The following is a 26,473-nucleotide window of genomic DNA, read 5'->3' as shown; positions in this document are numbered from 1 at the left end:
GCAAAGCTTGCCTCGAGCTTGAGCCGCCGACGCGGGCAGGCCGAAGGCAGGCTGCCTAATATTCGACCTCGAGCTCCTCGACGTCGGCCGGCTCCGCCTTCGCCGCCTCGACCCATTCCTGCATCTCGGGCATCGCCATGATGGTCTTGGCATAGGCCGCGAGGACGGGATCGAGCTTGACGTCATAGGTGATGAAGCGGGTCACGACCGGCGCGTACATCGCGTCCGCCATGGTGCGGCGTTCGCCGAACAGGAACGGCCCGCCTGACTTCGCCAGGCAATCGCTCCAGATTGCGCAGACGCGCTCGATGTCGGCCTGCGCCCGCGACCAGATCTTGAAGCCGGGGAAGTGGCCCTTGAGATTGACCGGCAGCGAGGACCGCAGCGTGGTGAAGCCGGAATGGATTTCGCCCGAGATCGAGCGGCAATGCGCGCGCTGGATACGGTCCTCCGGCAGCAGCCCGGCATGCGGCATGATCTCGTTGAGGTACTCGCCGATCGCCAGCGTATCCCAGACCGTCGCGCCCTCGTGGCGCAGGCAGGGCACCAGGATCGAGGACGACAGCAGCAGCAGCTCGGCCCGCGCCGAGGGGTCATCGGGCGCGGTCACCACCTCCTCGAACTCCAGCCCGGCGAATTTGGCCAGCAACCAGCCGCGCAGCGACCAGGACGAGTAATTCTTGCTGCTGATGGTGAGCGTCGCCTTCGCCATTTCAATGTCCTCACGCCTGAACGCATGCCTGGCTCCCAGACCCTGCCGGCGGTCCAACCGCCGCGCCCCCCGGGAGCCGTTCGTTTTTGCAGCAAGCGACGTGCCAATTTGCCGGGCAGCCGGCCCACCTCTGGCCTCGATATTGCTTGGCAGACCGGGCCACCGGGTGGATGCGTATGATGTCAATGCTGTACCAAGCCTACCAGAACCATATGGACCTCACCGCGCCGTGGCGGACCGGCGCCGCGGCGGCATTGCGCTACCTCAATCTGGTGCCGCGGGGCACCTCGCAGCGGACGTTCGGCCGGCTCGCCGCCGCGCTCGAGCTGATCTCCCGCTCCACCCTGACCTATGCCCGCCCCGACTACGCCATCGGCAGCGTGACCTCCGGCAACAGGGAGTACCAGGTGACCGAGGAGGTCGCCTATGCGACGCCGTTCGGCTCGCTGCTGCACTTCAAGAAGGTGGACGGACCGGAGCAGCCGCGGCTGCTGCTGGTGGCGCCGATGTCCGGCCATTTTGCCACCCTGCTGCGCGGCACCGTGAAGACGCTGCTGCAGGACCACGACGTCTACATCACCGACTGGCACAATCCGCGCGACATTCCGCGCAGCGAGGGCCGCTTCGGGCTCGAGGACTATACCGACCATCTGATCGACTTCCTCGCCCAGCTCGGCCCGCGCGCGCATATGGTGGCGATCTGCCAGCCGTCCGTATCGGCGCTGGCGGCGGCCGCGATCATGTCGGAGGACAACCATCCGGCGCGGCCGGCATCGCTGACCCTGATGGCCGGGCCGATCGACACACGGATCCAGCCGACCAAGGTCAACGAGTTCGCCAAGAGCAAGCCGATCAAGTGGTTCGAGGACAATCTGATCAATTACGTCCCCGTACAGTGCAAGGGCGCGTTGCGTCAGGTCTATCCAGGTTTCGTGCAGCTCACGGCGTTCGTGTCGATGAATCTGGAGCGCCACATCAAGCAGCACATCGACCTCGCCGACCATCTCGCCAAGGGCGAGACCGACAAGGCCGAGGTGATCAAGACATTCTATGACGAGTATTTCGCCGTGATGGACCTGCCGGCGGAGTTCTACATCGAGACGGTACGCGACGTGTTTCAGGAGCACCTGCTGCCGCAGGGCATGCTGATGCATCGCGGCCGCCCGGTGAACCCGGCGGCGATCCGGCGCATGGGCCTGATGACCGTGGAAGGCGAGAAGGACGACATCTGCTCGATCGGGCAGACGCTCGCCGCGCAAGACCTCTGCACCGGCGTGCGTACCTATCGCAAGGTGCACCACATGCAGGCCGGCGTCGGCCATTACGGCGTGTTCTCCGGCAGGCGCTGGAACAACGAGATCTACCCGCTGCTGCGCGATTTCGTGCATGTGAATTCGTGAGGCGATCCCGTAGCCCGGATGCAGCGCAGCGCAATCCGGGAAGGCACTTCCGCGGAGCAGCCGGTTCCGGATTACGCTGCGCTCCATCCGGGCTACGACGTCTCACCTAGCCACACCTCTTCCCACGCATTAGTCTCCCCCGCCACGACGACCCCCGCGCCCTAAGAATCGTCCCGGGAGAAACTCCATGCGCGCCTCGACCGCCATCCGTGCCCTCACGCTCGCTTTTGTCGGCGCCCTCGCCTTCACGTCGGCATGCGCCGCCGAAGTCCATGTCATGATCTCGGGCGGATTGACGGCGGCCTACAAGGCGCTGGTGCCGGAGTTCGAGCGCAAGACCGGGCACAAGGTGGTGACCGCCTTCGGGCCGTCGATGGGCACCACGGCCAACGCCATTCCGGTGCGGCTTGAGCGCGGCGAGCCGGCCGACGTGCTGATCATGGTCGGCTATGCGCTCGGTGATCTCATCAAGCAGGGCAAGGTGGTGGCCGACAGCCGCGTCGACCTCGTGAAGTCGCCGATCGGCATCGCGGTCAAGTCAGGCGCGGCAAAGCCGGACATCGGCTCGGCCGACAGCGTCAAGCAGGCGCTGCTGGCGGCGAAATCGGTCGCCTATTCCGACAGCGCCAGCGGCGTCTATGTTTCGACCGAGATGTTCGCAAAGCTCGGCATCGCCGACCAGATGAAGGACAAGGCGCGGATGATCCCGGCGACCCCGGTCGGCGAGATCGTCGCCAAGGGCGAGGCCGAGATCGGCTTGCAGCAGATCTCCGAGCTGAAGCCGGTCGCCGGCATCGACATCGTGGGTGCCTTGCCGGAGCCGTTGCAGAAGATCACGATATTCTCCGCCGGCATCGCCACCGCTTCGAAGGAGCCTGAGGCCGGCAAGGCGCTGATCAGCTTCCTCGCCTCGTCAGACGCGCGCGACGCGCTGGTCAAGAGCGGGCTCGATCCGATTGCGGGCGGTGCGACGCATTAGCGCACTTTGGGACACTCACTGCTTCACCGTCATCCCCCGCGCAAAGGCTTCGCCTTTGTCGCTGGAGGAGCCCGCGCAGCGGCCGTCTCGAAGGATGCACGGCCACTAGCCGGGCCGTCGACCCTTCGAGACGCGCGCAAGCGCGCTGCTCAGGGGTGACGGAATTGGCTTACTCAGCTTGCTCTTGTCATCACTCGCGCATGCGGGTGATCCAGTATTCCAGAGACGGCACATGCTTGAGCCGATAGGCCGCGGCGTACTGGGTCGCCGGTCGAGCCGGGCGACGACAACAGTGGATGAGGACAAAGCTTCACATCCTCTCAGGTTGACGGTGAGAGAGGTCAGATAGGTCGAGACACGCACCACTACTTTACCTCGGTGCGCACCGGCGTGTCCTTCAGCCCGTTAGCGTCATAGGCCTTGCGCAGCGTGCCGTTGGCGATCGCTTCCGTCATGAACTTCGCGACGAACGCCGCGGCGAGCGGATGGTCGAGCGGGACGGCGACCGCGGTGACGGTCTGCTTGAAGGTCTCGTCGAGAACGCAAGAGCCGGGAATCTTCTTGGCCATCGCCACCAACTGGTCACGCGACAGCGCGAAGGCGTCCACCTCGCCGTTCTCCAGCAGATGGAAGATCTCGTCATAGGTCTGATAGCCGGTGACCTTGGCGTGCTTGAGATGGGCGATCGCGCCGCGCATCGTCGTGGTGTTGTTGACGGCCGCGACCTTGACGCCGTCCTGGTCGAGGCTCGCAAAATTGGTGATCTTCGCGCCCGGCCTGACGATGTAGGTGGCGTCGGCGACTTCGTAGATCGGCCCGAACGTCATCCTGGTTTCGCGCTCGGGATCCTTGGGCAGGAAGGTGACATCCCAGGTGTTCTTCGCCGCCGCTTCGGTGATCTGGCCGGAGTTCTGATGCACGACATATTCGACGGGAACGCCGAGCTGCGCCGCCATCTCGCGGCCGAGATCGACGGGAACGCCGGCATAGCCGTTGTCGGTTTTGGTCGACCAGAACGCACCGCCCGCCGGGCTGATCGCGATCGCGACCCGGAGCTTGCCGGTCGGCGCGATCTGGTCCTTCAAGGCGTCGGCATTGGCGGATGCGGCCATCACAATCACTCCCAACACGAGGCCGGCCAGACGCAGCAATCGAGACAACATCGGACCTCCTCCACGCCGGTCTTGCTGTCCGGCCGGCGCGCACCAGACCGCACGACGCCGCCTTGCGCAAGCGCCGGTCTCGCAACGGAGCTATCCGTATCGGCCTATTTGACCCGGATGGTGATCTTTTCGGAGACGACCGGCGGGTTGAAGGGATAATGCTTGGCATCACCCAGCACCAGCTGGAGCGTGTGCTTGCCGGGCGCGAGATCGAGCTGCGTCTCGGTCTGGCCCGCGCCGAAGTGCTGATGCGACTTGTCCGACGGGATCGGCTCGTTCGGATTCAGCGGCTCGGCCACGTCGATCAGAAGATGGTGATGGCCGCTGTTCGGGTAGTCGTCGCCGGCATGGGTGACGCCCATGTTGCGCAGCCCGAAGCGGCACACGAACGGACTTTTAAGTCTGACGCCGTCGCGCGGCCAGATGAAATACAGCTTGGTGTCTTTGCCGGCCGGCTTGTTTTGCGCGTCGGCAGCACCGGCAAGCAATGTCAGTGCCGCAGTGAGCATGATCAGACCTGCACTTTTCATAGCCCCTCCATGGAAGGCGATTGCGGACGATCGCTCAGGGCGACAGTGCGATCCGGAAACCGTGGGTCGGATAGCGAACATTGGTGTCGTAGTTGTCGCGATTGGCCGGACGCACATAGCGCGCATCGTTCTTCCAGGAACCGGAGCGGATGACATGGGAGGCGCAATCGCCGCCTGACCACACCGCACCGTCGGCCGGAGCCCCCTGGTAATTCCTGTGCCAGCAATCCTCGACCCATTGATCGACCCCGCCGCCCATGTCGTAGAGGCCGAACGGATTGGGCCTGAAGCTGCCGACCTTGACCGGCTGTTCGGCGGCAGCGTCGCCGCCGCAATCCTTGCAGCCGGCGTAGCCCGATTGCACCTGGTCGCCCCACCAGTATTTCGACTGGGTGCCGCCGCGCGCCGCATATTCCCATTCGGCTTCGCTCGGAAGCCGGTAAGCCTTCTTCGTCGCCTCGGCGAGCCAGGCCACATATTGCTTGGCATCGCTCCAGCTCACATTGGTGACCGGAGCGTCGTCCTTGCCGCTCGCTTTGAAGCCGCAGGCCTTGGCCTCGGCGCAGGCATTCCATTCGCGCACGGTGACCGGATATTTGCTCATGGCGAACGGCTTGACTGTCACCCGGCGGATCGGCCGCTCCGAAGGATCGTCATTGCTGCCCATCGCGAAGCTGCCGCCTTGCAGCGAGACCATCTCCGGCTCCGGCGTCGAGACGGCAGGGCTCGCCGAAGGGGCCGGTGACGCCTGTTGCACCGGCGCTGCACTGGGGACCGGACTTGCAGCCTGGCCCGGCGCCGGAGCCGGGCTTGGTGCCGGCGGCTGGACGGCGGGCGATGCGGCCGGCGCCGGAGGTGCCTGCGCCAATTCGGCCTGCTTGCCGCGTGGTTGCGCCAGCATGTACCAAAGCAGCCCACCTGCGATGATCGCGATAGCCAATCCGAGCAGCGTGAGCAGGATCGACTCGCGGCGCCTGCGTGTCCGTTGGTACGCGGCAGCGTCCGGCAGCACGCGATACACCCGGACCGGATCGGTGATGTTCTTGACCTTCCTGTCGCCGAGCGATTCGTAGCCGCAGACCATCTTGTGCTTGATCTGCTCGTAGATGCCGCCCGAGATGAAGACTTCACCGGGAGCGGCAATCCCCTCCAGGCGCGAGGCCACGTTGACGCCGTCCCCATAGATATCGTCGGGCTCGATGATGACGTCGCCGAGATTGACGCCGATCCGGTACTCGATCCAGTGATCCCGCGCGATCGCCGCGTTGCGGCCGATCATGTTCTGCTGGATCACGATGCTGCACCGGACCGCCTCGACCGGGCTGTCGAACATCGCGATGAAGCCGTCCCCGGTGGTCTTGACCAGCTTGCCGTGATGCTCGGCAATGGTGGGCTCGACGAGATCGCGCAAGGTCCGCTTGACGCGCGTATGCGTGCCTTCTTCATCGAGCTGCATCAGCCGGCTGTAGCCGGCGATATCGCCAGCAACGATCGCAGCGAGGCGCCGCGGCATCGAACTGCCGGGAGTCTCGCCGGGGGGCTGCGTATTGTCGGGCTGTGACCGGCCTGACTTGAAGTCGCGAATTTCTCCCATGGCGCTCCGGCTGCTCCAGACGTGTGTGCAAAGAGGCGCAACCGACGCCTTCGTCCCCGAGGCCCGGTTAAATCTACCACACCTTCAGGTCCGAACAAGTTTGCGAAGCGTGACCAGGCTCACGGTTTTTCCGCCCAAAGACGGGCAGCGCACCCGCCGGTCGGCCGGCACGCACGGTCTCAACGGCAAGCAGCGAGGCAAAACGCCGTGCGTCAGCCCGCCTGGGTGGCCGGGGAGCGGATCTCACGCGGCAGGATGATCGCGGCGGCGATCGCCAGCAGGCACAGCGCCGCGAAGGCGCGCAGCATCATCGAGAAGCCGCCCTGGTCATAGAGCCAGGCCACCAGGCCGACGGACGCGCCCGCCGCAGTGAAGCCGACGAAATAGCGCACCGCATAGGCGCGCGAACGCCATTCTTCGGTGGTGTATTTGCCGACCATCGCGTCATTCACCGTGACCTGGCCGAACGCGCCCATCACGATGCCGATCGAGACCACGATCAGCGGCAGGTTGGACAGGCTCGCGGCGAGATAGAGGAACGGTGCCAGCATGAAGGACAGCGGCAGGGCCACCGCCTTCAGCGAATGCCGGTCGAGCAGCTTGCCGATGGTGTACTGCGTCATCGCGCCGAACACATAGACCCCGGCCGCGATCACCCCGAGCAGCGCCGGGCTCTTGGTCAGGTCGGCGAGCCGTTCGGCGAACAGCTTTGGCAGCGCCACCGTCACCGCGTTGAACGTGGTCGAGATCGCGATCACCACGATCAAAAGCGACAGCACCACCCGCCACATGTCCTCCTTGGCGACGCGCACTTGCGCTGCCGCCTGCCTGGAGCCCTTGCGATCCTCATGCACCACCGTCATCGCAAAGGCGATGCCGATCAGCACGGTGACCGTGCCGGGCACGATGAAGGCCCACCGCCAGCCGAGATACTGGCCGATCACGCCGGTGACCAGCGCCGACGAGGCAACCCCGAGATTGCCCCAGACGCCGTTGATCCCCATCTCGGCGCCGAGCTTCTCGGCATAGGACACGATCATCGCGGTGCCGACCGGATGGTAGATCGACGCGAAGATGCCGATCGAAAGCAGCGCCGCGCCGAGCTGCAGCGGGCTCGAGACGAAGCCGACCGAGATCATCGACAGGCCGATGCCGACGAAGAAGATCACCATCATGTGGCGGCGGCTCCAGCGATCGCCGAGCCAGCCCGTGATCAGCGAGCCGGCGCCGAAGGCGATGAAGCCCGGCGTCGCGTAGGGCAGCAGTTCCGAATAGGCCATGCCGAGCGCCGGCCCCATGATGATGACGGCGGCGGCGAAAATCAGCATCGCGTAGTGGTCGATGAAATGGCCGGCGTTGACGAAGCTGATCACCCGGCTCGGACTGTTGCTCTGGCTATTCCCTGGACCATTCATGGACACGTCTCTCACGCGATTCTTCAATTGCTCGGAAATAGGTTATAGGTGCTTGTCCTGACGGGATGTCGCCAATGACTATCGCTGAACCGCCAATAAGAGCCCTCCACAACGACCGGCGCGTCACCGGCGACGGCGTCCACATGGTCGCGCGCAACTACCGGAAGGGCGTCCGGCTCGATCCGCACATGCACCGCGAGGCGCAGCTGGTCTATGCCGCCTCGGGCACCATGCAGGTGACGACGCCGAAGGGCCGCTGGCTGGTGCCGCCGGACCGCGCGGTATGGGTCCCTGCCCTGCTGCCGCACGCAATCGACGTGCTCGCCGACATCGAGATGCGGACGCTGTATTTCGACCAGGCCTGGCTGGCGCGCGAGCGGCACAGCGACGGTCTCGGCCATGAATTCGTGGTGCGGGTGTCGCCGCTGCTGCACCAGGCGATCCTGGCGCTGTTCGATACTTCCTGCGGACGCGAGCGCACCGAGCTATTGATCAGGCTCGCGATGCTCGAGCTGCACCAGGCCGAGGATTCCGCGACCTTCATCCCGCTGCCGCAGGAACCGCGCTGCCGCCGCGCCGCCGACATCGTGCTGGCCGATCCGACGAGGGAGCACGAGATCGATGCGCTGGCGCGCACCGTCGGCACCTCGGCGCGGACGCTGTCGCGGCTGTTCGCGGCGGAGACCCAGCTCTCGTTCAAGAGCTGGTGCCAGCGCGCCCGCATCGCGGCGGCGATCGAGCGGCTGTCGACCAACGCCAATGTCTCGGTCAAGCAGGTCGCCTCCGACCTCGGTTATGCCAGCGTGCCGGCATTTTCCCATGCGTTCCGCCAGGTCACCGGCAAAACGCCGACCGCATTCGCGGGGAATCGTGAGTGACGGTTGTCACCAGGCGCTGCGACGACGAATCATACCGCTGTCGCGCTGCGACATATTTCCGTACGATCCATGCGCTTGATTGCCGTCCTCCCGACCTTAAATCCCGTGTAAGGTCCGGCTTCTGGATACGACCTGCTGGATGCGACCCGCAAATGGCCAACGCCTTCTTCTCCGACCTGCTCTCGACGATTTCCGAACGCGGCCGCGTCCTGCTCGGCCGCGCCAGCCCGGCCAATGACAAGCAGGATGCGTCCGAGCTGCTCGAACTGTGCGAGGCCCTGCTGTCCGGCCGCGGCGAAGCTTCCGGCACCGCGATGGCACGCGAAGTGCTCGACCGCTACCACCATCTCGATGCCGCCGGCCGGCTGTCATTCTTCCAGACGCTGGCGCGCGATTTCGGACCCGATCACGCCCGGCTGGCACAGGCGATCGACGCCTGGCGCGCCAATGCCAATGGCGACGACGCCAGCGACCTGCATTTCGCCTCCGAGCCGCGCCGTCAGGAATTGATCCGCCGGCTCAACCGCGCACCGGGCGGCACCGGCGATCTGGTGTCGATCCGCTCGGATTTGCTTTCACTGATGAAGGGCAACAAGGACCTCGCCGCGCTCGATCGCGACGTGGTGCATCTGCTCTCGTCCTGGTTCAACAGGGGATTTCTCGTGCTGCGCAGGATAGACTGGTCGTCGCCGGCCAATATTCTGGAGAAGATCATCCGCTATGAGGCCGTGCACGAGATCCGCGATTGGGACGATCTGCGCCGCCGCATCGATCCGGTGGACCGCCGCTGCTACGCGTTCTTCCATCCGGCGCTGGCCGACGAGCCGCTGATCTTCGTCGAGGTCGCGTTGACCGAAGCCATTCCGGGCGCGATCGCCCCGCTGCTTGCCGAAGAGCGCGAGCCGGTGCCGGTCGAGAAGGCCCGCACCGCGGTGTTCTACTCGATCTCCAACACCCAGCGCGGCCTCGGCGGCATCTCGTTCGGCAGCTTCCTGATCAAGCAGGTGGTCGAGGAGCTGCGCCGCGAATTGCCCAAGCTCGACAACTTCGTGACGCTGTCGCCGGTGCCGGGCTTCATGCAGTGGGTGAAGCAGGCCGATGACGTGCCGCTCACCGACGAGGACCGCCAATTGCTGGAAAGCCTCGGCAAACCGGACTGGTTCGAGAACGCCGAGCTCACCGCGCAGCTGCGCGCGGTGCTCGAGCCGCTCGCCGCCTACTACTTCCTGAAGGCACGCACGCCGAAGGGCCGGCAGATCGATTCGGTCGCCCGCTTCCATCTCGGCAACGGCGCGCGGTTGGAGCGGATCAACTGGCTCGGCGATCTCTCGCCCAAGGGCCTGCGCGAATCCGCCGGTGTGATGGTCAACTACCTCTACCGCCTCGACGACATCGAGAAGAACCACGAGGCCTACGCCAACAACGGCGAGGTGATCGCCTCCAGCGCGGTGAAGAAGCTGTTGAAGGGCGACGGCCGGCGGCTGCTGGACAGGCGGCTGGGGTAAGACGCTCCCTTCCCGCACCGACGACCGGGAGCGTTCCAACACCGTCATCCTGAGGAGCGCGTCTTCGCGCGTCTCGAAGGATGTACGGCCCGGCCGGTGGCCGTCGATCCTTCGAGACGCCGCCTTCGCGGCTCCTCAGGATGACGGGGCGGTGTTCGGCGCCTCGGCTTCGGATTGATGTTCTACTTCATGCCGAGCTCGTTATTATCGAGCTTTGTAGGAATTCCAGATTGTATCAGTCCTAATGAGCAGCCGGCATCACGCAGTCGCGGACCGCGGCCGCAGCCCGGCCGGCAGATGCGCGTCGATCCAGGCCGTGATTGCGCGCTCGTTGCGATGGTAGAGCAGGCCCGCGCCGATCACGGCAATTCCGATCAGCGACAGCGAGAACGGGAACCACAGCGAGTCCTTGAACACGACGTCGGCGAGATGGCCGAGATAGAGGCAGATGCCGAATGCGCCGAACACCGCATAGGCACGCCGCATCAGGATCACCGCGATCACAACGAGACCGACATTGAGCAGGCAATAGACCGCCTTGCTGAGCTCGGTCGAGCCTTCGGAGGCGCTGATGCCGCCCCAGAACGCCATCAGGCCGAACAGGTGCAGCCAGAACGCAAAGTCGCCGTTGCGGCTGCGATAGTCGACGATCCACGCCACCGCGAGCACGGCAAGACCGAACCAGACCGACACCCGGCGCCGCATCTCGAAATCGGCATAGGCGGTGCCGCTGAACCACGGCGCCAGATCCATCGACATGAACCACAGCGCAACCGAGATGATCGCGACGATGAAGGCGAAGCGGTAATAGCGCAGCGCAACGATGCCGGCGGCGACGGTCGCGATCTCCATGAAGATCCAGCTGCCCTTCACCCAGACGTAGAAATCCTGCACGGTTCCGGGCTTGCCGAACTTGCCCCACCAGCCGAGCTCGTCCTGGATGCCATAGACCGCAAGCGGCGCCATCGAGACCGCGATCGCGATCAGCAGCCCGCCGGGAACGCGCAAATTCTTGTCGTGCCAGAGGTGGTGCCCTGCCACGGTGAAGCCGACCGCATAGGCGATCGCGCAGGCCGTGAGCGCCCGGCCGCCCATCTGGGTGAACGCCAGGGTCGAGAACAGGCCCATGGCGCCGATCACGATCAGCGCACCGGCGTACCAGAGCACGTGGGCGGCATCGAACTTGGCGGCCGGGCTTGCGTCGTGATCCGCGCTTTGCCCCTCCTGGCTTGCCAGGAAGGCGAGCAACCGGTCCAGATCAGCGGCGCTGATCACCCCGGCATCGGCGGCTTTCCGGAGACTCTTCGCTGAATAAGGCATGCGGCGATCCTCATGGCCGTTCCGGCGCCTGCCCCGGTGACCGGCAGCAGCGCCTCTGCTGCATGAGTATACCCAATCGTGAGCAATGTTCAATATTTTATTGAGCATCGCTCAAATATTTCTACGAGCGCCCGCTTGTGGGCACGGATGGCACCGGCTAAGCGGCGCACCGGCTAAGCGGCCAATGCCTTCATCTCCCTGTAGAGATCCGACTTGCCCTCGAAGCCGATGCCGGGCAGGTCGGGCATCACGATGTGGCCACCCTCGACACGCACGCCGTCCGGGAAGCCGCCATAGGGCTGGAACAGGTCGGGGTAGCTTTCATTGCCGCCGAGGCCGAGGCCGGCCGCGATGTTGAGCGACATCTGGTGGCCGCCATGCGGGATGCAGCGGCTCGGCGACCAGCCGTGGGTCTTCAGCACCGCGAGCGTGCGCAGATACTCGCACAGCCCATAGGACAGCGCGCAGTCGAATTGCAGCCAGTCGCGATCCGGCCGCATGCCGCCGTAGCGGATCAGATTGCGCGCGTCCTGATGGCTGAACAGGTTCTCGCCGGTCGCCATCGGGCCGGGATAGAACTCGGCGAGCGCGGCCTGCAACGCAAAGTCCAGCGGATCGCCGGCCTCCTCGTACCAGAACAGCGGGTACTCCCGCAGCATCTTGGCGTAGGCGATCGCGGTCTCCAGATCGAAGCGGCCATTGGCGTCGACGGCAAGCTGCGCGGCGCTGCCGATCTCCTTCAGCACCGCCTCGATGCGCGCGCGGTCCTCGGCGAGCGGCGCGCCGCCGATCTTCATCTTCACGACATTGTAGCCGCGATCGAGATAGCCGCGCATCTCCTTGCGCAAGCTCTCGAGGTCCTTGCCCGGATAGTAATAGCCGCCGGCCGCATAGACGAACACGCGCGGATTGGCGTTCACGCCATGGCGCTCGGCGAGCAATCGGAACAGCGGCTTGCCCGCGATCTTCGCCACCGCGTCCCAAACCGCCATGTCGATGGTGCCGACCGCGACCGAGCGCTCGCCGTGGCCGCCCGGCTTCTCGTTCGCCATCAACGTCGACCAGACCTTGTCCGGATCGAGATTGTCGCCGGAGCTATCGAGCAGCGATGCCGGATCGGCTTCCAGAAGGCGCGGCGCAAAGCGCTCGCGGATCAGACCGCCCTGCCCGTAACGGCCGTTGGAATTGAAGCCATAGCCGACCACGCGCCTGCCGTCGCGCACCACGTCGGTGACCACGGCAACCAGGCTCGAGGTCATCCTGGTGAAGTCGATATAGGCGTTGCGGATAGGCGAGGAGATCGGCTTTGTCACCTCGCGGACGTCGACGATGCGGACGGACATTGGAGCTTTCTCTTGGAGTCATTCCGGGGCGATGCGAAGCATCGAACCCTCAGGTGCGCAGTTGCGCACCAAGAATCTCGAGATTCCGGGTCTGGTCCTTCGGACCATCCCGGAATGACGGTCGTTACTTCTTGTCTCTAAAATACGGCTCGACCGGCCCGTGCACCTTGATGGTCAGCGGATTGCCGTAGCGGTCCTTGGCATTGCCGGCGGTGACCCGCACCCAGCCTTCGCTGATGCAGTATTCCTCGACATTGGTCTTCTCGGCCCCCTTGAAGCGGATGCCGACATCGCGCGCGAGGATCTCCGCGTTGTAGTACGGGCTGTTCGGATCGACCGAGAGGCGATCGGGGAATTGGTCGTGGGTGTTGTCGTCGCTCATAGCAGCGCCTCGATATCCTTCTTCAATCCTTCGGGCCGGGCGGTCGGCGCATGCCGCGCGACGACCTTGCCGGCGCGATCGACCAGGAACTTGGTGAAGTTCCATTTGATCGCCGGCCCGAGCAGGCCCGACTTCTCACGTTTCAGGTGTTCGTACAATGGATGCGCGCCCGGGCCATTGACGTCGATCTTGGCGAACATCGGAAACGTCACCGCGTAATTGGTCTCGCAGAAGGTGGCGATCTGCTTCGCATCGCCCGGCTCCTGCGCGCCGAACTGGTTGCAGGGAAAGCCGAGCACGGCAAAGCCGCGCGCCGACAATCCGGCGTGCAGCTCCTGGAGGCCCTTGTATTGCGGCGTGAATCCGCAGGCGCTCGCCGTGTTCACGATCAGCAGCACCTGCCCCTCGAATCGCCGCAGCGGCATGTCCTCTCCGGCGAGCGATTTTGCGGTGAAATCGTAGACCGTCGTCACGTTAGGTCACCGGATCAATGGCGGCGGACGGCGTGCCGCCGGCCTCGACCGCCTCGCCCGCGGCAAGGCAGAGATCCTCGCGATAGCGGGCGGCGACCAGCTGCACGCCGACCGGAATCCGTCCGACGAGGCCGGTGGAGACGACGAGCCCCGGGAGCCCCATGAACGGGATCGCGATCTGCGGCAGCTGCGCGTGCCACACCCGCGCGAACGAGGCCTCGTCCTTGCGGTCGAGATGATCGGGGAACGGCAGCTCGCCGGAGACCGGCATCAACAGCACCGGATATTTGTCGAGGAAGGCGAACCATTCGCGGGTCAGCGTGGCGCGGCGGGTCAACGCCTGCGACAGGTCGAACGGATGCACCCGGGCGCGGACGCCACGCAGGCAGGCCAGCGCGCCGGGATCGCCCTCGCGCTCGGCGAAGGCGAGCTGGGCCTCAAAGCCGTCGCCGAGCCAGAGCCTGGTCTGGATCTCGGCCGCCTCGCGCAGCGATGGCGTGTCGGCGATCTCCTCGACGATCCAGCCGGCCTCGCGCAGGCGCTTGCCGGCATCGGCCACGGCGGCGACGACTTGCGGCACCGGGTTGAGCCCGTCCGGATTGAGGCACATCGCAATCCGCTTCTCGCGCGGCGGGCCCTCGAGCGGCACCGGCGCGTACCAGGGATCGCGATAATCCGGCGCCGACATCGCAGCCAGCGAGATGCGCAGGTCGTTGACGGTGCGCGCCAGCGGGCCCGACACCGCGCTGATCTGCGGGCCGATCGGACGCTCCGGCAACGCGGAATTGAAGGCCGGGATACGGCCAAGGCTCGGCCGCAGGCCGTGCACGCCGCAGGCATAGGCCGGATAGCGGATCGAGCCGGCGATATCGGTGCCATGCGCGATATGGCCGATACCGGCCGCGACCGCGGAGCCCGCACCGCCCGACGAGCCGCCCGGGGTGATGCCGGGATCGCGCGGGTTCTTGGTGTCGCCGTGAATGAGGTTGGTGGTGAACCAGCGATAGGACACCGCCGGACAATTGGTGCGGCCGAGCAGCACCGCGCCGGCCTTGCGCAGATTGGCGACCACGGGGTTGTCGACCTTGGCGATGAGGTCACGCTGCGCCTTCAGCCCGTTGGTGGTGGCATAGCCCTCCTGGTCGACATTGACCTTGATGGTGATCGGCACGCCGGCGAGCGGCCCCAACGCCTCGCCGCGCGCAATTGCCGCATCGACCTTGGCCGCCTGCGCCAGCACGTCGTCCGGCCGGTGATCGACCACCGCGTTGAGCTTCGGATTGACCGCGTCGAGCCGCGCCAGCCCGGCCTCGGCGGCTTCCTTCGCCGAGACCTTCTTCGATTTGATGAGGGAGGCGAGATCAGCCGCCGACAGACGCCAAATATCCTGCATGAGACACTCCGTATGACGGAGGCGTTTTAGCCCCACACGATGAGCAAGGCCAGCGGCCCGCCGCCTGATGTTTCAGCGGACGTGCGCGATGTAATAGGCAAGGTCGCCGATCTGCTCCTTGCTGACCGTCTGCATCACATCGGCCATGGTGGCGTCGTAGCCGTGGCGGCTGTTGTCCTTGTATTCGGCCAGCGTCTTGGCGAGGTAGTCCTCGCGCTGGTTGGCGATACGGGGGACGTTGTCCTTGCCAGAGAAATCGGTGTTGTGGCAGCTGTTGCAGCGGTTCTGCTGCGCCAGCGCCTGGCCGCGCGCCATCCGCGCCGGATCGCCGGCATCGGCGGGCGGCACAGGCTTCGGCAGGGTGGCGATGAAGTCGGAGAAGGCGCGCAGATCGTCGTCGGTCATCGGCTTCGCCATCTCGTTCATCGGGTCGAACACCCTGAGCTTCTCGCGGAACATGAAGAGCTGGATCAGCGCATAGGGCGCCTGCTGGCCGCCGAGCGAGGGCGTGTTCTCGGTTTCCGACGTGCCGTGCTCGCCATGGCAGGCAAAGCACGCCGCAGCGCGCTCCTGGATGGTCTCGGCATTGGCGGAGAAGGCGGCGAATACAAACAGGAGCGTGGAAACAGTGATCTTGCGCATTTGCGGCTCCTGGCACTTCAGTCATTCCGGGCTGGTGCGCAGCACCAGACCCGGAATCTCGAGATTCTCGGTGCGCAACTGCGCACCTGAGGGTTCGATGCTACGCATCGCCCCGGAATGACGTGAGTAGTTGTTGTTACTGATTTGCGACCTTCGGCTTGCCGTAGCTGACGCGATAGACCGCGCCGTTCCAGTCGTCTGAGACCAAGAGCGAGCCGTCCTTCAGCAGCATCACGTCGACCGGGCGGCCGACATATTTGTTGTCCTCGAGGAAGCCGGTCAGGAACGGCTCGACCGACTTCACGGTGCCGTCCTTGTTCAGCCTGACGACGACAACGTCGCCGCCCTGCTTCTGCGACTTGTTCCAGGAGCCGTGGCGCGCGACGAAGATCACGTTCTTATAGGCCTTCGGGAACATGCTCCCGGTGTAGAAGCGCATGCCGAGCGAAGCGGTATGCGGGCCCATCAGGCCGACCGGCGGCGTGTAGTCCTTGCAGGACTTACCCCAGCCGAGCTCCTGGTCGATGATGTTGCCCTGCCAGCAATACGGCGCGCCGAAATCCTCGCCCGCCTTGGTGACGCGGTTGAGCTCGTCTTCCGGCACGGTCTCCGACAGCCAGTCGCGGCCGTTGTCGGTGAAGTACATCTGCTTGGTCTCGGGATTCCAGTCGAAGCCGACCGTGTTGCGGACACCGAGCGCGTAGACCTCGGCGCCGGAGCCGTCGAGATTCATGCGGCGGATCTGGCCATGATCGGCATCGTGCAGCACGTTGTTGCCGGGCTGGCCGACCGGGACATAGAGCTTGTTGTCGGGGCCGATGGCGATGAACTTCCAGCCATGCGCCTCATCCTTCGGCAGCTTGTCGTAGATGACGGTCGGCTTCGGCGGGTTGTCCAGATTGTCCTCGATCTTGTCGATCTTGGAGACCTTCGACAGCTCGGCGATGTAGAGCGTGCCGTCCTTGAACGCGACGCCGTTCGGGCGGTAGAGGCCGGAGGCGATCACCTTGACCGAACGCTTGCCGTCCTTGTTGACGATCGCATAGACCTTGTCGACGAGCCGGCTGCCGACGAACACGGTGCCCTTGTCGCCGAGCGCCAGCGAACGCGCATTGGCCATCCCGGCGGCGTAGACCTCGACACTGAAACCGGCCGGCACCTTGAGCTTGGCGAGCGGCAGCTTGTCGGGCGCGGCCGGCAGCGGCGGCGGCGCCACTGGCGCGAGCTTGGCGGCGGCCTCATTGTCCGGACGGCCGATCATGGGCGAGCCCGGCGGCAGCGGCTGGGCGGCCGGTGCGGCACCGGCGGCGGGCGCGGCCGCGGGCTGTTGCGCCGCAGCAGAGAGCGTAAACGCCCCCAGCATGGCGCCCGCCAGCAGCAGGCTGCGCGGTGCGAACGAGTGTTTTTTCATGATGATCTCCCCTGGGTGGAAGCCGTTGTTGGTTGCGCCATTGATGTCGACCGGCGCGGTTCGGCTTTCCGTTCATAGTCTTGCGAATTTGTCCGGACAATTGCAATCGGAAACATCGCTGACATCGGCCAACGCATGGTTGTAGCCGGCGACCGAGTCAGCGTGCGTCAGTGCCTCGTCATCGAACGGTCCGGGCGATCCAGCATCGCCTCGGTGAAGGGAAACTCCAGCACGATCTCGCCCTCGTCGTCGGTCACCTCGATGACCGCGCTGAGCAGCGCACCGTCGGCGCCCTCGGTCTTGAGCAGTTCGCGAATCATCGCGCGCGCCATCTCCCACGCACGATCCGGGTCGCGGAGGATCTCGCCGTCGGGGTCGGAGATCAGCTCGTCGCCGATACGGGTATTGAAGAAATAGCGTGGCATCGGCTGAACTCGGTTCGGTTAGTCGCTCCCCGTCGCAGGGAAGCGGAGATTAGTCACCAGGACCTTGGGAGGACCGCTGGCCGCTGTGTTCTTAATCCAACATCATCATTCACCGTGTGGCGGACAACAGGAAAAAGGTCTGACGGCACCGGGTTTTGACAGGAACGGCGCGCACAAATTTGTGAGTGGACCGGAAGTGCCTTCCGCAGTGCAGCATGCCGCTTGGCAGGGCTCCTTGCGAAAAATTTAAGTGGCGAACTTTTTGAACCGCAGTAGTTTACTCCTCAGGGCGGAACGTTCGTCCGGTTGCAACAAAGGAGAGCCAAATGGCCTGGAAAGCACCGAAGATCGTCGAAGTGTCGGTCGGCATGGAAATCAACATGTATATGTGCGCCACCCGCAAGTAAGCGGCAGCGCCCCATACACGTTTAGCGTTTTAGCGCAGGTGGACATCCGGGCGTAACGCGCTCCCGAACAAGGGAGCGTGTTCAAAACCGGGGTCCACCTCGTAACGTTTCTGGGTTCGAGAAAACTCTCCAGGGGACGGATCATGCTTCGTGTCGTCATCCTGGGTGCCGCGGCGGGTGGCGGCGTTCCGCAGTGGAACTGCGGCTGTGCCGTGTGCAGGACGGCGCGAGCCGATCATCCGGAATTGCAGAGCACGCAAGCCTCGATCGCCGTCAGCGGCGACGGCGCGCACTGGTTCCTGGTCAACGCCTCCCCCGATCTGCGCCAGCAATTGATTGCGACGCCGCAGCTGCATCCGAAGCCCGGTGCCCTACGCCACAGCCCGATCGCCGGCGTCATCCTCACCAATGGCGAGATCGATGCGGTCGCCGGGCTGTTGTCGATGCGCGAGGGCTCGCCGTTTGCGATCTACGCCCATGAGCGGGTGCTGGCGATCCTGCGCTCCAACAGCATCTTCAACGTGCTGAGCGACAAGAACGTCGCCCGCTTGCCGATCGCGGTCGACCAGGCCTTCGAGCCGGTCCTGCCCGACGGATCGCGGTCCGGGCTCGAGGTGCTGCCGTTCGAGGTTCCCGGCAAGGGCGCCTGGTATCTCGAGGGCAAGGCGCATCCCGCGGGCACCGACGGCGTCGGCGATACGCTCGGCCTGCGTATTGCGGACAAGCGCAGCGGCAAATATTTCTACTTCCTGGCCGCCTGCGCCCGGGTGACCGACGATTTGAAATCACGGCTCAAGGGCGCGCCGCTGGTGTTCTTCGACGGTACGGTGTGGCGCGACGACGAATTGATCGCGGCGGGCCTTGGCAACAAGACCGGCCAGGGCATGGGACATATCGCGATGTCGGGCGATCAGGGTGCGATCGCGAGCCTCGCCGGGCTCGACATCGGACGAAAAGTGTTTTTGCATATCAACAACTCCAACCCGGCGCTGCTTGGGAGCTCGGCCGAACGCAAGGCGGCCGAACAGGCGGGCTGGCAGATTCCCTCCGACGGAACGGAGATCGTGCTGTGAATGTCGTGCCCACCAACGGAATGACCGCGCTCTCGATCGGCAAGGGCATCACGCTCAATAGTGCCGAGGAGATGGAATCCGTGCTGCGCACGATCGGTGCGACGCGCTATCACAGCCTGCATCCGTTCCACCGCCTGCTGCACGGCGGCAAGCTCAACAAGGGTCAGGTCCAGGCCTGGGCGCTGAACCGCTATTACTACCAGAGCACGATCCCGCTGAAGGACGCGATGGTGATCTCGCGCTTTCGCGACCGCAACACGCGGATCGAATGGCGCCACCGCATCGAGGATCATGACGGCGACCTCGGCAATGAAGGCGGCATCGAGCGCTGGCTGAAGCTGACCGAAGGCCTCGGCCTCGACACCGCCTATGTGGAATCTACCGAAGGCATCCTGCCGGCGACGCGCTTCGCGGTGGAGGCCTATGTGCATTTCTGCCGCGATCGCACGCCGCTGGAGGCGATCGCCTCCTCGCTCACCGAATTGTTCGCGCCGAACCTGCACGAGGAGCGCATCTCGGGGATGCTGAAGCACTACGACTTCGTCAACCCCGACATCATGAGCTATTTCAGCCGCCGCCTGACCCAGGCGCCGCGCGACGCCGGCTTTGCGCTGGACTACGTCAAGCAGCATGCCAGGACGCCGGCGGAACGCGAGGCGGTGTGCAACGCGCTGATCTTCAAGACCAACGTGCTGTGGGTGCAGCTCGACGCGCTCTATCACGCCTATGTCGACGGCCAGATTCCGCCCGGCGCCTTCGTGCCGAAGGCGAGTTAGGAAACAAAGATCATGGCCAGCCGCAACATCAGCGTCAGCGAGACCAGTCGGCCGAAACTGCCGCGCCACGCCAGGCTGAAATTCGACGAGACGCGGCAGGTCTGGGTGATCCTGGCGCCGGAGCGCGTGCTGGCGCCGGATGAAATCGCAGTCGAGGTGCTGCAGCTCTGCGACGGCGTGCGCAGCGTCGCCCAGATGGTGGACCAGCTTGCGGAAAAATATGCGGCGCCACGCGAGGCGATCGCGACCGACGTGATCGCCATGTTGCAGGACCTGGCCGACAAGGGCTTTCTCACCGAAGCGCGCGAGAGCACAGCATGAGTGACACGCTCGCCGACAACAACACAACACCGCAAGGCCCGCATGACGGGCTTGCGGTGCTGGAAGGCGCCCGCTCGGCGGCCGAGACCTACGGCATCCCGCTCGCGGTGCTGCTCGAGGTCACCCACCGCTGCCCGCTGCAATGTCCGTATTGCTCCAACCCGGTCGAGCTCGACCGCGGCTCGACCGAGCTCACGACCGAGGAATGGAAGAAGGTGCTGAGCGAGCTCGCCGAGCTCGGCGTGCTCCAGGTCCATTTCTCCGGCGGCGAGCCGACCGCGCGCAAGGACATCGTCGAGCTGGTGCAGCACGCATCCGATGTCGGGCTCTATTCCAACCTGATCACCTCGGCGGTGCTGCTGACCAGGGACAAGCTGTCGGCGCTGGCCGATGCCGGCCTGAGCCACGTGCAGATCAGTTTTCAGGGCAACGAGCCCAACGTCGCCGATCGCGTCGCAGGGTTGAAGGACGCACACAGGAAGAAGCTCGAGGTCGCGAAATGGACCCGCGAGCTGGAACTGCCGCTCACGGTGAACGCGGTGATGCACCGGCAGAACCTGCATCAGCTGCCCGACATCATCCAGATGGCGGTCGATCTCGACGCCGACCGACTCGAGGTCGCCAACGTGCAGTATTACGGCTGGGCGCTGGAGAATCGCGCCGCACTGATGCCGACGGTCGAGCAGATCGAGGAGACCAGCCGGATCGTCGAGGAAGCGCAGGCGCGCCTGAAGGGCACGCTCGCGATCGACTACGTCGTGCCGGACTACTACGCGCTGCGGCCGAAGAAATGCATGGGCGGCTGGGGCCGCCAGTTCTTCAACATTTCGCCGGCCGGCAAGGTGCTGCCGTGCCACGCCGCCGAGAGCATCACCGGGCTCGATTTCGAGTCGGTGCGCTCGAACCATTCGATCGCCTGGATCTGGCAGAACTCGGAGGCCTTCAACCGCTATCGCGGCACCGGCTGGATGCCGGAGCCGTGCAAATCCTGCGAATTCCGCGAGGTCGATTACGGCGGCTGCCGCTGCCAAGCCTTTGCGCTGACCGGCGATGCCGGCAACACCGACCCGGCCTGCGCGCTATCGCCGCGGCACGAGGAGATCTTCAAGCAGGCCGAGCGGGAATCCGCCGGCATGCAGAACCGTTTCCTCTATCGCAACTTCGCCGGCGGCACGCTGGAGGCGGACGAACACCAGGACAAATCTCAGGACAACCCCCATGGCGCCTGACGCCGACGCCGGCAAGGCTGCGAGGCGCGCCGATCCGTTTGCGCCGCTGACGTCGGAATGGCTTGATGTCGGCTGTGGCCACAGCCTGCATGTCGAGAGCGTCGGGCGCGAAGGCGGCATCCCCGCGGTCTATCTGCATGGCGGCCCGGGCAGCGGCTGCCAGCCGGACCATCGCCGGCTGTTCGATCCGGAACGCTTTCACGCCGTGCTGTTCGACCAGCGCGGCTGTGGCCGCAGCCGGCCGAAGGGCAGCCGCGACCACAACACGACACCGCATCTGATCGCGGACATGGAGAAGATCCGTGAACGCTTCGGCTTCGCGCGCTGGATGGTGGTCGGCGGCTCCTGGGGCGCGACGCTGGCGCTGGCCTATGCAGAGGCTCATCCGGAGCGGGTCAGCGGCCTGGTGCTGCGCGCGACGTTCCTCGGCACGGCCGAGGAGCTGGAGGACGTCTTCCTGCGCGCCCTGCCGCGCTTCTATCCCGCGCTCTCCGAAGACTTCCTCAACGTCCTGCCCGCCGACGAACGCACAGCGCCGCTTGCCGCCTATTATCGCCGCATTCTCGATGCCGATCCGGCCGTGCACGCGCCGGCCGCGCGCGCCTGGCACGACACCGAGCGCGTGCTGTCGGAGCACACGCCGAAACAGACGCGGCTCGACCTCAAGGCATCGGGTGCCCTGCCCGCGACGCCGTTCATGGAGGCGCACTACTTCGCTAATAATTGCTTCATGCGGCCGAACCAGCTGATGGAGGAAGCCGGCAAGCTCGCCGGCATTCCCGGCATCCTGGTGCAAGGCCGCTATGATCTGCTGTGCCCGCCCGCGACCTCGCACGCGCTCGCCGCGCGCTGGCCCGGCAGCGAAGTCCGCATCATCGATGGCGCGGGCCACATCCTCTACGATCCCGGCATCCGCAACGCCGTGATGAAGGCGATCGCGGACCTGGCGGCAAGACAATGACTACGCGCGCACTCATACACTGAATCGCCCGCACAGCCCATTGCTTGGACTTTGATGGCGACCTGAGCTCGTCCGGGTCCGTTGGGTTTGTAGTGCAAGGTCGTTTGCGGCCTTCTCTGTCCAATCAGGATTGTGACAAGCCAGGCGGCGCAATCGACAAGATCGGGCCGTGCGATTTCATGTGCTGCCCCACATTCCGGTTGCCCCTCTCCCACCTGCCGAATGGGTGGCCCCACGAAAATGTTCCGCTGTTGTCCGACCGAATGGCCGAAATAGAGTTCCTTGTCTGAGGGAGCCAATCGCCGTCGCGCGCGTTCTGTTCCAGGAACAATGAAGGACAGGAGCATGGGTTTTGAACAGCATCGTCTTCTCTGACCTACCCTTCAGAGGCGGCGGTTGTGTTCACTAGTGAACATTTCGATCGGCGGCGGGCGGCGTACCTGGCAACAGCCTTTTGCCTCTGCCGTCTCGTGCAGAACGACAAATACTGAGCCATTTACCAAACGCGCCATGGATCACACACGCAATCGCATTTCGACCGGCAACGCCGGTTTGGACTATGTCCTTCGTGGCGGCTTGCCACGCAACCGCTTGTACCTTGTCGAGGGAACGCCCGGTTCGGGCAAAACAACGCTCGCCCTCGAATTTCTCCAGGACGGTCAATCCAAGAACGAGCGGGTGCTCTACATCACGTTGTCGGAAACCAAGGAAGAGCTCGAAATCGTCGCGGCCTCCCATGGTTGGAATCTCGGCGGAATCGATATTTTTGAACTGAGCGCTGCGGACGAAGTCCTCGGCCCGGGCAGAGATCAGTCGATACTCCATAGCTGGGAGATCGAGCTTGGAGAAACGATCAAGCTCATCAAGGCACAGGTCGAGAAGATCAAGCCGTCCAGGGTCGTGTTCGACAGTCTCTCCGAAATGCGGCTGCTCGCCCAGGATCCACTCCGGTATCGGCGGCAGCTTCTCGTTCTGAAGCAATTTTTCTCCGGTCTCAGTACGACCGTCCTGCTGGTGGACGACTTCACCGGATCAGGCGGCAATTCGGACAATCACTTACACAGCCTTTGCCATGGCGTCATTACCCTGTCACGGCTGACCTTGGACTTTGGCGCGGCACGGCGGCGGCTTCAGGTTCAAAAGCTTCGAGGCGTGGATTTCATCGCCGGATTTCATGACTTTGTCATTCGGCGTGGCGGCCTGGATATTTTTCCTCGACTGGTCGCGGCCGAGCATGAAATCGAATACTCGAACGAACGTGTTCGTAGCGGCATAGCGGAACTTGACGCCTTGCTGAATGGCGGCCCTGCGCGCGGCACAGGAATTCTGATCACCGGACCCTCCGGCGCGGGAAAGACCACTCTCGGGCTGCAATACCTCGCTGCCGCTTGCGCGAGAGGAGAGAACGTGACGGTCTATCAATTCGACGAGCGCATCGACACCCTTCTGGCGCGCGCGGAAGCCATGGGCCTCAATCTTCGAGCGTGCATCGATAAGGAGCAGCTTGTCGTTCGGCAGATCGACCCTGCCGAGATTTCGCCGGGCGAGTTTGCCGCCAACGTCATCAAGGAAGTTCAACAACGCTCCATCAAGATCCTCATGATCGACAGCCTCAGCGGCTACGTCGCCGCCATGCCGCAGGAGCAGCAACTCATTCTGCAGCTTCACGAACTGCTGTCCTACCTCAGCCAGTCCGGCGTCCTGACGCTGATGATCAACCCCCAAAGCGGCTTCTTCGGAAACCTGCAGACGAATGGTTTGGATGTTTCGTATCTGGCCGACACGGTCATCCTTCTGCGGTTTTTCGAGGCTGCAGGACGTATCCGGAAGGCCATCTCCGTGGTCAAAAACAGGTCCGGAAGGCACGAAGATACGATTCGCGAGATGCGCATCGACGACGAGGGCGTGAGGGTCGGCGAGCCTCTGTCGGAGTTCAGGGGCATCTTGACCGGAAAACCGGAATACATCGGCACAACCAATCCTCTCATGGAAGATCGCGGTTCAGGTGCATAGGACAGCAGCTGAGGGCCATCGCGTCCTGATCATCGCCCCTTTCGGCCGCGATGCGGAGAGCGTATCGGGACTCCTGGTGTCCCAGGGGTACGATACGAAGATCTGCGAGAGCTTCGTCGAGCTCGCGCCACTCGTCGATGCGCACGCGGGCGTCATTCTGATGACCGAGGAAGCGCTTGGCTCAGACACGTCGGCGCTGCAATCCGCCTTGACGGCACAACCGGCATGGTCGGACATTCCGTTCATTCTACTGTTCGGCCGACGAGCGGGACGCGAGCGTCCGAATGAAGCCGTCCGCCGCAAACTGCCGCCAAGCGCGACGAATGTGGTCTTGGTCGAGAGGCCACTCAGCAGCGAATCCCTGCTGAGCACGATCAGGTCGGCGATGCGGGCGCGGCAGCGACAATTTCTGATGCGCGACCAGCTCGCGGAGCTGGACACGCAGCGGGCGAGATTGACAACGCTGCTCGACAATCTTCCGGTCGGGGTCGTGTTTCTTGACAAGACCGGGACTGGTCTGCTCTCCAATCCGGCATTCAGACGTTTTTCCAAGTCTGGCGAAAGCCCCGCTTTCGACCCCGGGGCGGAACATGAATGGCTTGCGCAGGACATCGACGGCTCTCCGCTCTCGCGAAACCGTTTCCCGAGCGCGCGTGCGCTGCAGGGCGAACATGTGACCGGGGTCGAATTTCTCTACACGGGCTTGGCAGAGGGACCGGTCTGGACTCGGATCAGCAGCATGCCAATCCTGAGAGACGGCGCGATCATGGGGGCGATAAGCGTCGTGGTCGACATCAACGAGCAAAAGCTCGCGCAGCAAAGATTGGCGAAGGCGGCCGAGACGCTCGAACTGCAGGTAGCCGAACGTACCGCGGAGCTCGAGAAGGCCTTGACCGATCTCCGCAAGGAAACGGCAGAGCGGTCGCGGGCAGAATCCGCGCTGATCCAAGCTCAGAAGATGGAAGCTGTCGGCCAGCTCACCGGAGGCATTGCGCACGACTTCAACAACATGCTGACGGGCGTCATCGGCGCCATCGATTTGATGAAACGGCGCATCGCATCCAATCGGTTCGACGACTTGAATCGCTTCATGGACGCGGCGAGTACGTCGGCGCACCGGGCTGCCAACCTGACATCACGGCTTCTCGCCTTCTCGCGGCGGCAATCCCTCGACAGCAAACCGACCGATATCAATGCTCTGGTCCGGTCGCTCTCGGACCTGCTACATCACACGGTGGACGAGAACATCTCGATCGCCATCGAAACCAACGAGGACGTGCCCGCCGCCATCGTGGATGCCAATCAACTCGAGAACGCCATCCTTAACCTCGCCATCAACGCGCGAGACGCGATGCCTCACGGAGGCAAGCTTACCGTCGAGACGTCCGTAGTTGACCTCGACGCGACATATACAAGGTCTCGACCAGGCATTTCGCCCGGCCGCTACGTGGTCGTGGCAGTTTCGGACACCGGTGTCGGAATGACGCCGGACCTGATTGAAAAGGTCTTTGATCCTTTCTTCACGACAAAGCCTGTGGGGCAAGGCACCGGTCTCGGCCTATCGATGGTCTACGGGTTTGCACGGCAGTCAAACGGCCAGGTCCGGATCCATTCGACGCCGGGACAGGGCACCTCGGCGAAGATCTACCTGCCGGCTGCGGATCAAAGCGCGGTCGAGACCACCGTTCATCATGAAGCGTCTCCGCAGGGAGCCGGTCAGCCCGTTCTGCTTGTCGAAGACGACCCTTCGGTTCGTCTTCTCATCGGCGAACTGCTCTCGGAGCTGGGTTACGGAACGATCGAAGCCCCTGATTCTGACACCGCAATCAAGCTGCTGGAAAGCGGCCGCCCGATAGACATGATGATTTCCGATGTTGGACTGCCCGGCATGAACGGCCGGCAACTCGCTGAAGTCGCTCGCAAGCATCACCCGAAGGTGCCGATCCTGTTCGTCACCGGCTATGCCGCAAACGCCGCCATTCGAGCCGGTTTCCTCGGAACGAACATGGCGATGATAAGCAAGCCCTTTCAGATCGAAGAACTGGCGGCAAAGATAGGTGAGATGCTGTCCTAGAGACCGCGCGAGCTTTGGCATGTCGACGCGGTCGCGCATGTGCCGGCAATCAGC

Annotated in this window: 25 protein-coding genes; 12 read left to right on the top strand and 13 right to left on the bottom strand. The window is 64.3% G+C overall.

Translation table 11 applies throughout. The features are described from left to right. Nucleotides 1-55 precede the first annotated feature (55 nt). A complete protein-coding gene (locus tag ACVIW0_RS08850; protein ID WP_461351970.1) occupies nucleotides 56-712 on the bottom strand; it encodes a glutathione S-transferase in 657 nt (218 codons plus the stop codon). Nucleotides 713-888: 176 nt separating this feature from the next. On the opposite strand from ACVIW0_RS08850, the gene ACVIW0_RS08845 reads away from it, so the two are divergent. Further along, on the top strand, nucleotides 889-2,112 hold the full coding sequence (locus ACVIW0_RS08845) for a polyhydroxyalkanoate depolymerase (protein WP_461351969.1): 1,224 nt from the start codon (nucleotides 889-891) through the stop codon (nucleotides 2,110-2,112). A 187-nt stretch (nucleotides 2,113-2,299) separates the two neighbouring features. Continuing rightward, a complete protein-coding gene (locus tag ACVIW0_RS08840; RefSeq protein ID WP_461351968.1) occupies nucleotides 2,300-3,091 on the top strand; it encodes a substrate-binding domain-containing protein in 792 nt (263 codons plus the stop codon). A gap of 365 nt (nucleotides 3,092-3,456) precedes the next feature. On the opposite strand, the gene ACVIW0_RS08835 is transcribed toward ACVIW0_RS08840, so the two are convergent. The 4 genes from ACVIW0_RS08835 to ACVIW0_RS08820 form a co-directional block, all read right to left on the bottom strand. Next, nucleotides 3,457-4,254, bottom strand: coding sequence for a transporter substrate-binding domain-containing protein (locus ACVIW0_RS08835; protein WP_461351967.1), 798 nt, complete (start codon nucleotides 4,252-4,254; stop codon nucleotides 3,457-3,459). 104 nt (nucleotides 4,255-4,358) lie between these two features. After that, a complete protein-coding gene (locus ACVIW0_RS08830; protein WP_461351966.1) occupies nucleotides 4,359-4,784 on the bottom strand; it encodes a DUF4399 domain-containing protein in 426 nt (141 codons plus the stop codon). A 34-nt stretch (nucleotides 4,785-4,818) separates the two neighbouring features. Then, nucleotides 4,819-6,378, bottom strand: a complete 1,560-nt coding sequence (locus tag ACVIW0_RS08825) for an SUMF1/EgtB/PvdO family nonheme iron enzyme (RefSeq protein ID WP_461351965.1) — start codon at nucleotides 6,376-6,378, stop codon at nucleotides 4,819-4,821. A 212-nt stretch (nucleotides 6,379-6,590) separates the two neighbouring features. Beyond that, nucleotides 6,591-7,793 carry an MFS transporter gene (locus ACVIW0_RS08820; protein WP_461351964.1) on the bottom strand — a complete coding sequence of 401 codons (1,203 nt, stop codon included), beginning with the start codon at nucleotides 7,791-7,793 and terminating at the stop codon, nucleotides 6,591-6,593. Between the two features lie 74 nt (nucleotides 7,794-7,867). Here ACVIW0_RS08820 and ACVIW0_RS08815 point away from each other — a divergent pair, with 74 nt between their 5' ends. Further along, nucleotides 7,868-8,671, top strand: a complete 804-nt coding sequence (locus ACVIW0_RS08815) for an AraC family transcriptional regulator (protein ID WP_461351963.1) — start codon at nucleotides 7,868-7,870, stop codon at nucleotides 8,669-8,671. A 152-nt stretch (nucleotides 8,672-8,823) separates the two neighbouring features. After that, nucleotides 8,824-10,176 (top strand): malonyl-CoA decarboxylase, encoded by a 1,353-nt coding sequence (locus ACVIW0_RS08810; protein WP_461351962.1) that lies wholly within the window; start codon nucleotides 8,824-8,826, stop codon nucleotides 10,174-10,176. Nucleotides 10,177-10,434: 258 nt separating this feature from the next. On the opposite strand, the gene ACVIW0_RS08805 is transcribed toward ACVIW0_RS08810, so the two are convergent. The 8 genes from ACVIW0_RS08805 to ACVIW0_RS08770 all read right to left on the bottom strand — a co-directional run bounded on the left by ACVIW0_RS08805 (nucleotide 10,435) and on the right by ACVIW0_RS08770 (nucleotide 17,565). Beyond that, the gene (locus ACVIW0_RS08805; protein WP_461351961.1) at nucleotides 10,435-11,496 is read right to left on the bottom strand and encodes a hypothetical protein; all 1,062 of its coding nucleotides are present in this window, start codon (nucleotides 11,494-11,496) and stop codon (nucleotides 10,435-10,437) included. A gap of 173 nt (nucleotides 11,497-11,669) precedes the next feature. Continuing rightward, on the bottom strand, nucleotides 11,670-12,839 hold the full coding sequence (locus ACVIW0_RS08800; protein ID WP_461351960.1) for a mandelate racemase/muconate lactonizing enzyme family protein: 1,170 nt from the start codon (nucleotides 12,837-12,839) through the stop codon (nucleotides 11,670-11,672). Between the two features lie 124 nt (nucleotides 12,840-12,963). Next, on the bottom strand, nucleotides 12,964-13,221 hold the full coding sequence (locus ACVIW0_RS08795) for a DUF3297 family protein (RefSeq protein WP_461351959.1): 258 nt from the start codon (nucleotides 13,219-13,221) through the stop codon (nucleotides 12,964-12,966). Further along, nucleotides 13,218-13,694, bottom strand: coding sequence for a glutathione peroxidase (locus ACVIW0_RS08790; protein WP_461351958.1), 477 nt, complete (start codon nucleotides 13,692-13,694; stop codon nucleotides 13,218-13,220). The genes ACVIW0_RS08795 and ACVIW0_RS08790 overlap by 4 nt, the downstream gene beginning before the upstream one ends. 1 nt (nucleotide 13,695) lies before the next feature. After that, nucleotides 13,696-15,087, bottom strand: a complete 1,392-nt coding sequence (locus tag ACVIW0_RS08785) for an amidase family protein (protein ID WP_461351957.1) — start codon at nucleotides 15,085-15,087, stop codon at nucleotides 13,696-13,698. Nucleotides 15,088-15,159: 72 nt separating this feature from the next. Next, nucleotides 15,160-15,729, bottom strand: a complete 570-nt coding sequence (locus ACVIW0_RS08780; RefSeq protein ID WP_461351956.1) for a c-type cytochrome — start codon at nucleotides 15,727-15,729, stop codon at nucleotides 15,160-15,162. 136 nt (nucleotides 15,730-15,865) lie between these two features. Continuing rightward, nucleotides 15,866-17,140, bottom strand: coding sequence for a PQQ-dependent sugar dehydrogenase (locus ACVIW0_RS08775; RefSeq protein WP_461351955.1), 1,275 nt, complete (start codon nucleotides 17,138-17,140; stop codon nucleotides 15,866-15,868). Nucleotides 17,141-17,307: 167 nt separating this feature from the next. Further along, nucleotides 17,308-17,565 (bottom strand): DUF6894 family protein, encoded by a 258-nt coding sequence (locus ACVIW0_RS08770; RefSeq protein WP_212021861.1) that lies wholly within the window; start codon nucleotides 17,563-17,565, stop codon nucleotides 17,308-17,310. A 326-nt stretch (nucleotides 17,566-17,891) separates the two neighbouring features. Here ACVIW0_RS08770 and pqqA point away from each other — a divergent pair, with 326 nt between their 5' ends. The 8 genes from pqqA (at nucleotide 17,892) to ACVIW0_RS08730 (ending at nucleotide 26,419) form a co-directional block, all read left to right on the top strand. Further along, nucleotides 17,892-17,972, top strand: a complete 81-nt coding sequence (gene pqqA / locus ACVIW0_RS08765) for a pyrroloquinoline quinone precursor peptide PqqA (protein ID WP_035635412.1) — start codon at nucleotides 17,892-17,894, stop codon at nucleotides 17,970-17,972. Between the two features lie 143 nt (nucleotides 17,973-18,115). Further along, entirely contained in the window at nucleotides 18,116-19,045 is a 930-nt protein-coding gene (gene pqqB / locus ACVIW0_RS08760) for a pyrroloquinoline quinone biosynthesis protein PqqB (protein ID WP_461351954.1), read from the top strand. A gap of 20 nt (nucleotides 19,046-19,065) precedes the next feature. Beyond that, on the top strand, nucleotides 19,066-19,821 hold the full coding sequence (pqqC, locus tag ACVIW0_RS08755) for a pyrroloquinoline-quinone synthase PqqC (RefSeq protein WP_461357280.1): 756 nt from the start codon (nucleotides 19,066-19,068) through the stop codon (nucleotides 19,819-19,821). Between the two features lie 12 nt (nucleotides 19,822-19,833). Next, nucleotides 19,834-20,142: a pyrroloquinoline quinone biosynthesis peptide chaperone PqqD gene (gene pqqD / locus ACVIW0_RS08750; RefSeq protein ID WP_461351953.1), complete on the top strand. Its 309-nt coding sequence runs from the start codon at nucleotides 19,834-19,836 to the stop codon at nucleotides 20,140-20,142. After that, nucleotides 20,139-21,371 carry a pyrroloquinoline quinone biosynthesis protein PqqE gene (gene pqqE / locus ACVIW0_RS08745; RefSeq protein ID WP_461351952.1) on the top strand — a complete coding sequence of 411 codons (1,233 nt, stop codon included), beginning with the start codon at nucleotides 20,139-20,141 and terminating at the stop codon, nucleotides 21,369-21,371. The genes pqqD and pqqE overlap by 4 nt, the downstream gene beginning before the upstream one ends. After that, complete coding sequence (pip, locus tag ACVIW0_RS08740; protein WP_461351951.1) at nucleotides 21,361-22,332, top strand: prolyl aminopeptidase; 972 nt, start codon at nucleotides 21,361-21,363, stop codon at nucleotides 22,330-22,332. Before pqqE ends, pip begins: the two co-directional genes overlap by 11 nt. A 510-nt stretch (nucleotides 22,333-22,842) precedes the next feature. After that, nucleotides 22,843-24,345 carry an ATPase domain-containing protein gene (locus ACVIW0_RS08735; protein WP_461357279.1) on the top strand — a complete coding sequence of 501 codons (1,503 nt, stop codon included), beginning with the start codon at nucleotides 22,843-22,845 and terminating at the stop codon, nucleotides 24,343-24,345. A gap of 76 nt (nucleotides 24,346-24,421) precedes the next feature. Beyond that, entirely contained in the window at nucleotides 24,422-26,419 is a 1,998-nt protein-coding gene (locus ACVIW0_RS08730; RefSeq protein ID WP_461351950.1) for a hybrid sensor histidine kinase/response regulator, read from the top strand. Nucleotides 26,420-26,473 lie beyond the last annotated feature (54 nt).

This window comes from Bradyrhizobium sp. USDA 4454 (assembly GCF_054822705.1).
The sequence above is the reverse complement of the archived record's forward strand: the minus strand, read 5'-3'. Positions and strand labels throughout refer to the sequence as shown.

Coding starts and splice junctions, on each gene's coding strand:
- ACVIW0_RS08810 (WP_461351962.1), top strand. CDS start 8,824: ATGGCCAACGCCTTCTTCTCCGACCTGCTCTCGACGATTTCCGAACGC.
- ACVIW0_RS08840 (WP_461351968.1), top strand. CDS start 2,300: ATGCGCGCCTCGACCGCCATCCGTGCCCTCACGCTCGCTTTTGTCGGC.
- pqqE (WP_461351952.1), top strand. CDS start 20,139: ATGAGTGACACGCTCGCCGACAACAACACAACACCGCAAGGCCCGCAT.
- ACVIW0_RS08850 (WP_461351970.1), bottom strand. CDS start 712: ATGGCGAAGGCGACGCTCACCATCAGCAGCAAGAATTACTCGTCCTGG.
- pip (WP_461351951.1), top strand. CDS start 21,361: ATGGCGCCTGACGCCGACGCCGGCAAGGCTGCGAGGCGCGCCGATCCG.
- ACVIW0_RS08825 (WP_461351965.1), bottom strand. CDS start 6,378: ATGGGAGAAATTCGCGACTTCAAGTCAGGCCGGTCACAGCCCGACAAT.
- ACVIW0_RS08845 (WP_461351969.1), top strand. CDS start 889: ATGATGTCAATGCTGTACCAAGCCTACCAGAACCATATGGACCTCACC.
- ACVIW0_RS08735 (WP_461357279.1), top strand. CDS start 22,843: ATGGATCACACACGCAATCGCATTTCGACCGGCAACGCCGGTTTGGAC.
- ACVIW0_RS08835 (WP_461351967.1), bottom strand. CDS start 4,254: ATGTTGTCTCGATTGCTGCGTCTGGCCGGCCTCGTGTTGGGAGTGATT.
- pqqD (WP_461351953.1), top strand. CDS start 19,834: ATGGCCAGCCGCAACATCAGCGTCAGCGAGACCAGTCGGCCGAAACTG.
- ACVIW0_RS08780 (WP_461351956.1), bottom strand. CDS start 15,729: ATGCGCAAGATCACTGTTTCCACGCTCCTGTTTGTATTCGCCGCCTTC.
- ACVIW0_RS08820 (WP_461351964.1), bottom strand. CDS start 7,793: ATGAATGGTCCAGGGAATAGCCAGAGCAACAGTCCGAGCCGGGTGATC.
- pqqA (WP_035635412.1), top strand. CDS start 17,892: ATGGCCTGGAAAGCACCGAAGATCGTCGAAGTGTCGGTCGGCATGGAA.
- ACVIW0_RS08800 (WP_461351960.1), bottom strand. CDS start 12,839: ATGTCCGTCCGCATCGTCGACGTCCGCGAGGTGACAAAGCCGATCTCC.
- ACVIW0_RS08830 (WP_461351966.1), bottom strand. CDS start 4,784: ATGAAAAGTGCAGGTCTGATCATGCTCACTGCGGCACTGACATTGCTT.
- ACVIW0_RS08815 (WP_461351963.1), top strand. CDS start 7,868: ATGACTATCGCTGAACCGCCAATAAGAGCCCTCCACAACGACCGGCGC.
- ACVIW0_RS08775 (WP_461351955.1), bottom strand. CDS start 17,140: ATGAAAAAACACTCGTTCGCACCGCGCAGCCTGCTGCTGGCGGGCGCC.
- ACVIW0_RS08805 (WP_461351961.1), bottom strand. CDS start 11,496: ATGCCTTATTCAGCGAAGAGTCTCCGGAAAGCCGCCGATGCCGGGGTG.
- ACVIW0_RS08795 (WP_461351959.1), bottom strand. CDS start 13,221: ATGAGCGACGACAACACCCACGACCAATTCCCCGATCGCCTCTCGGTC.
- pqqB (WP_461351954.1), top strand. CDS start 18,116: ATGCTTCGTGTCGTCATCCTGGGTGCCGCGGCGGGTGGCGGCGTTCCG.
- ACVIW0_RS08785 (WP_461351957.1), bottom strand. CDS start 15,087: ATGCAGGATATTTGGCGTCTGTCGGCGGCTGATCTCGCCTCCCTCATC.
- pqqC (WP_461357280.1), top strand. CDS start 19,066: ATGACCGCGCTCTCGATCGGCAAGGGCATCACGCTCAATAGTGCCGAG.
- ACVIW0_RS08770 (WP_212021861.1), bottom strand. CDS start 17,565: ATGCCACGCTATTTCTTCAATACCCGTATCGGCGACGAGCTGATCTCC.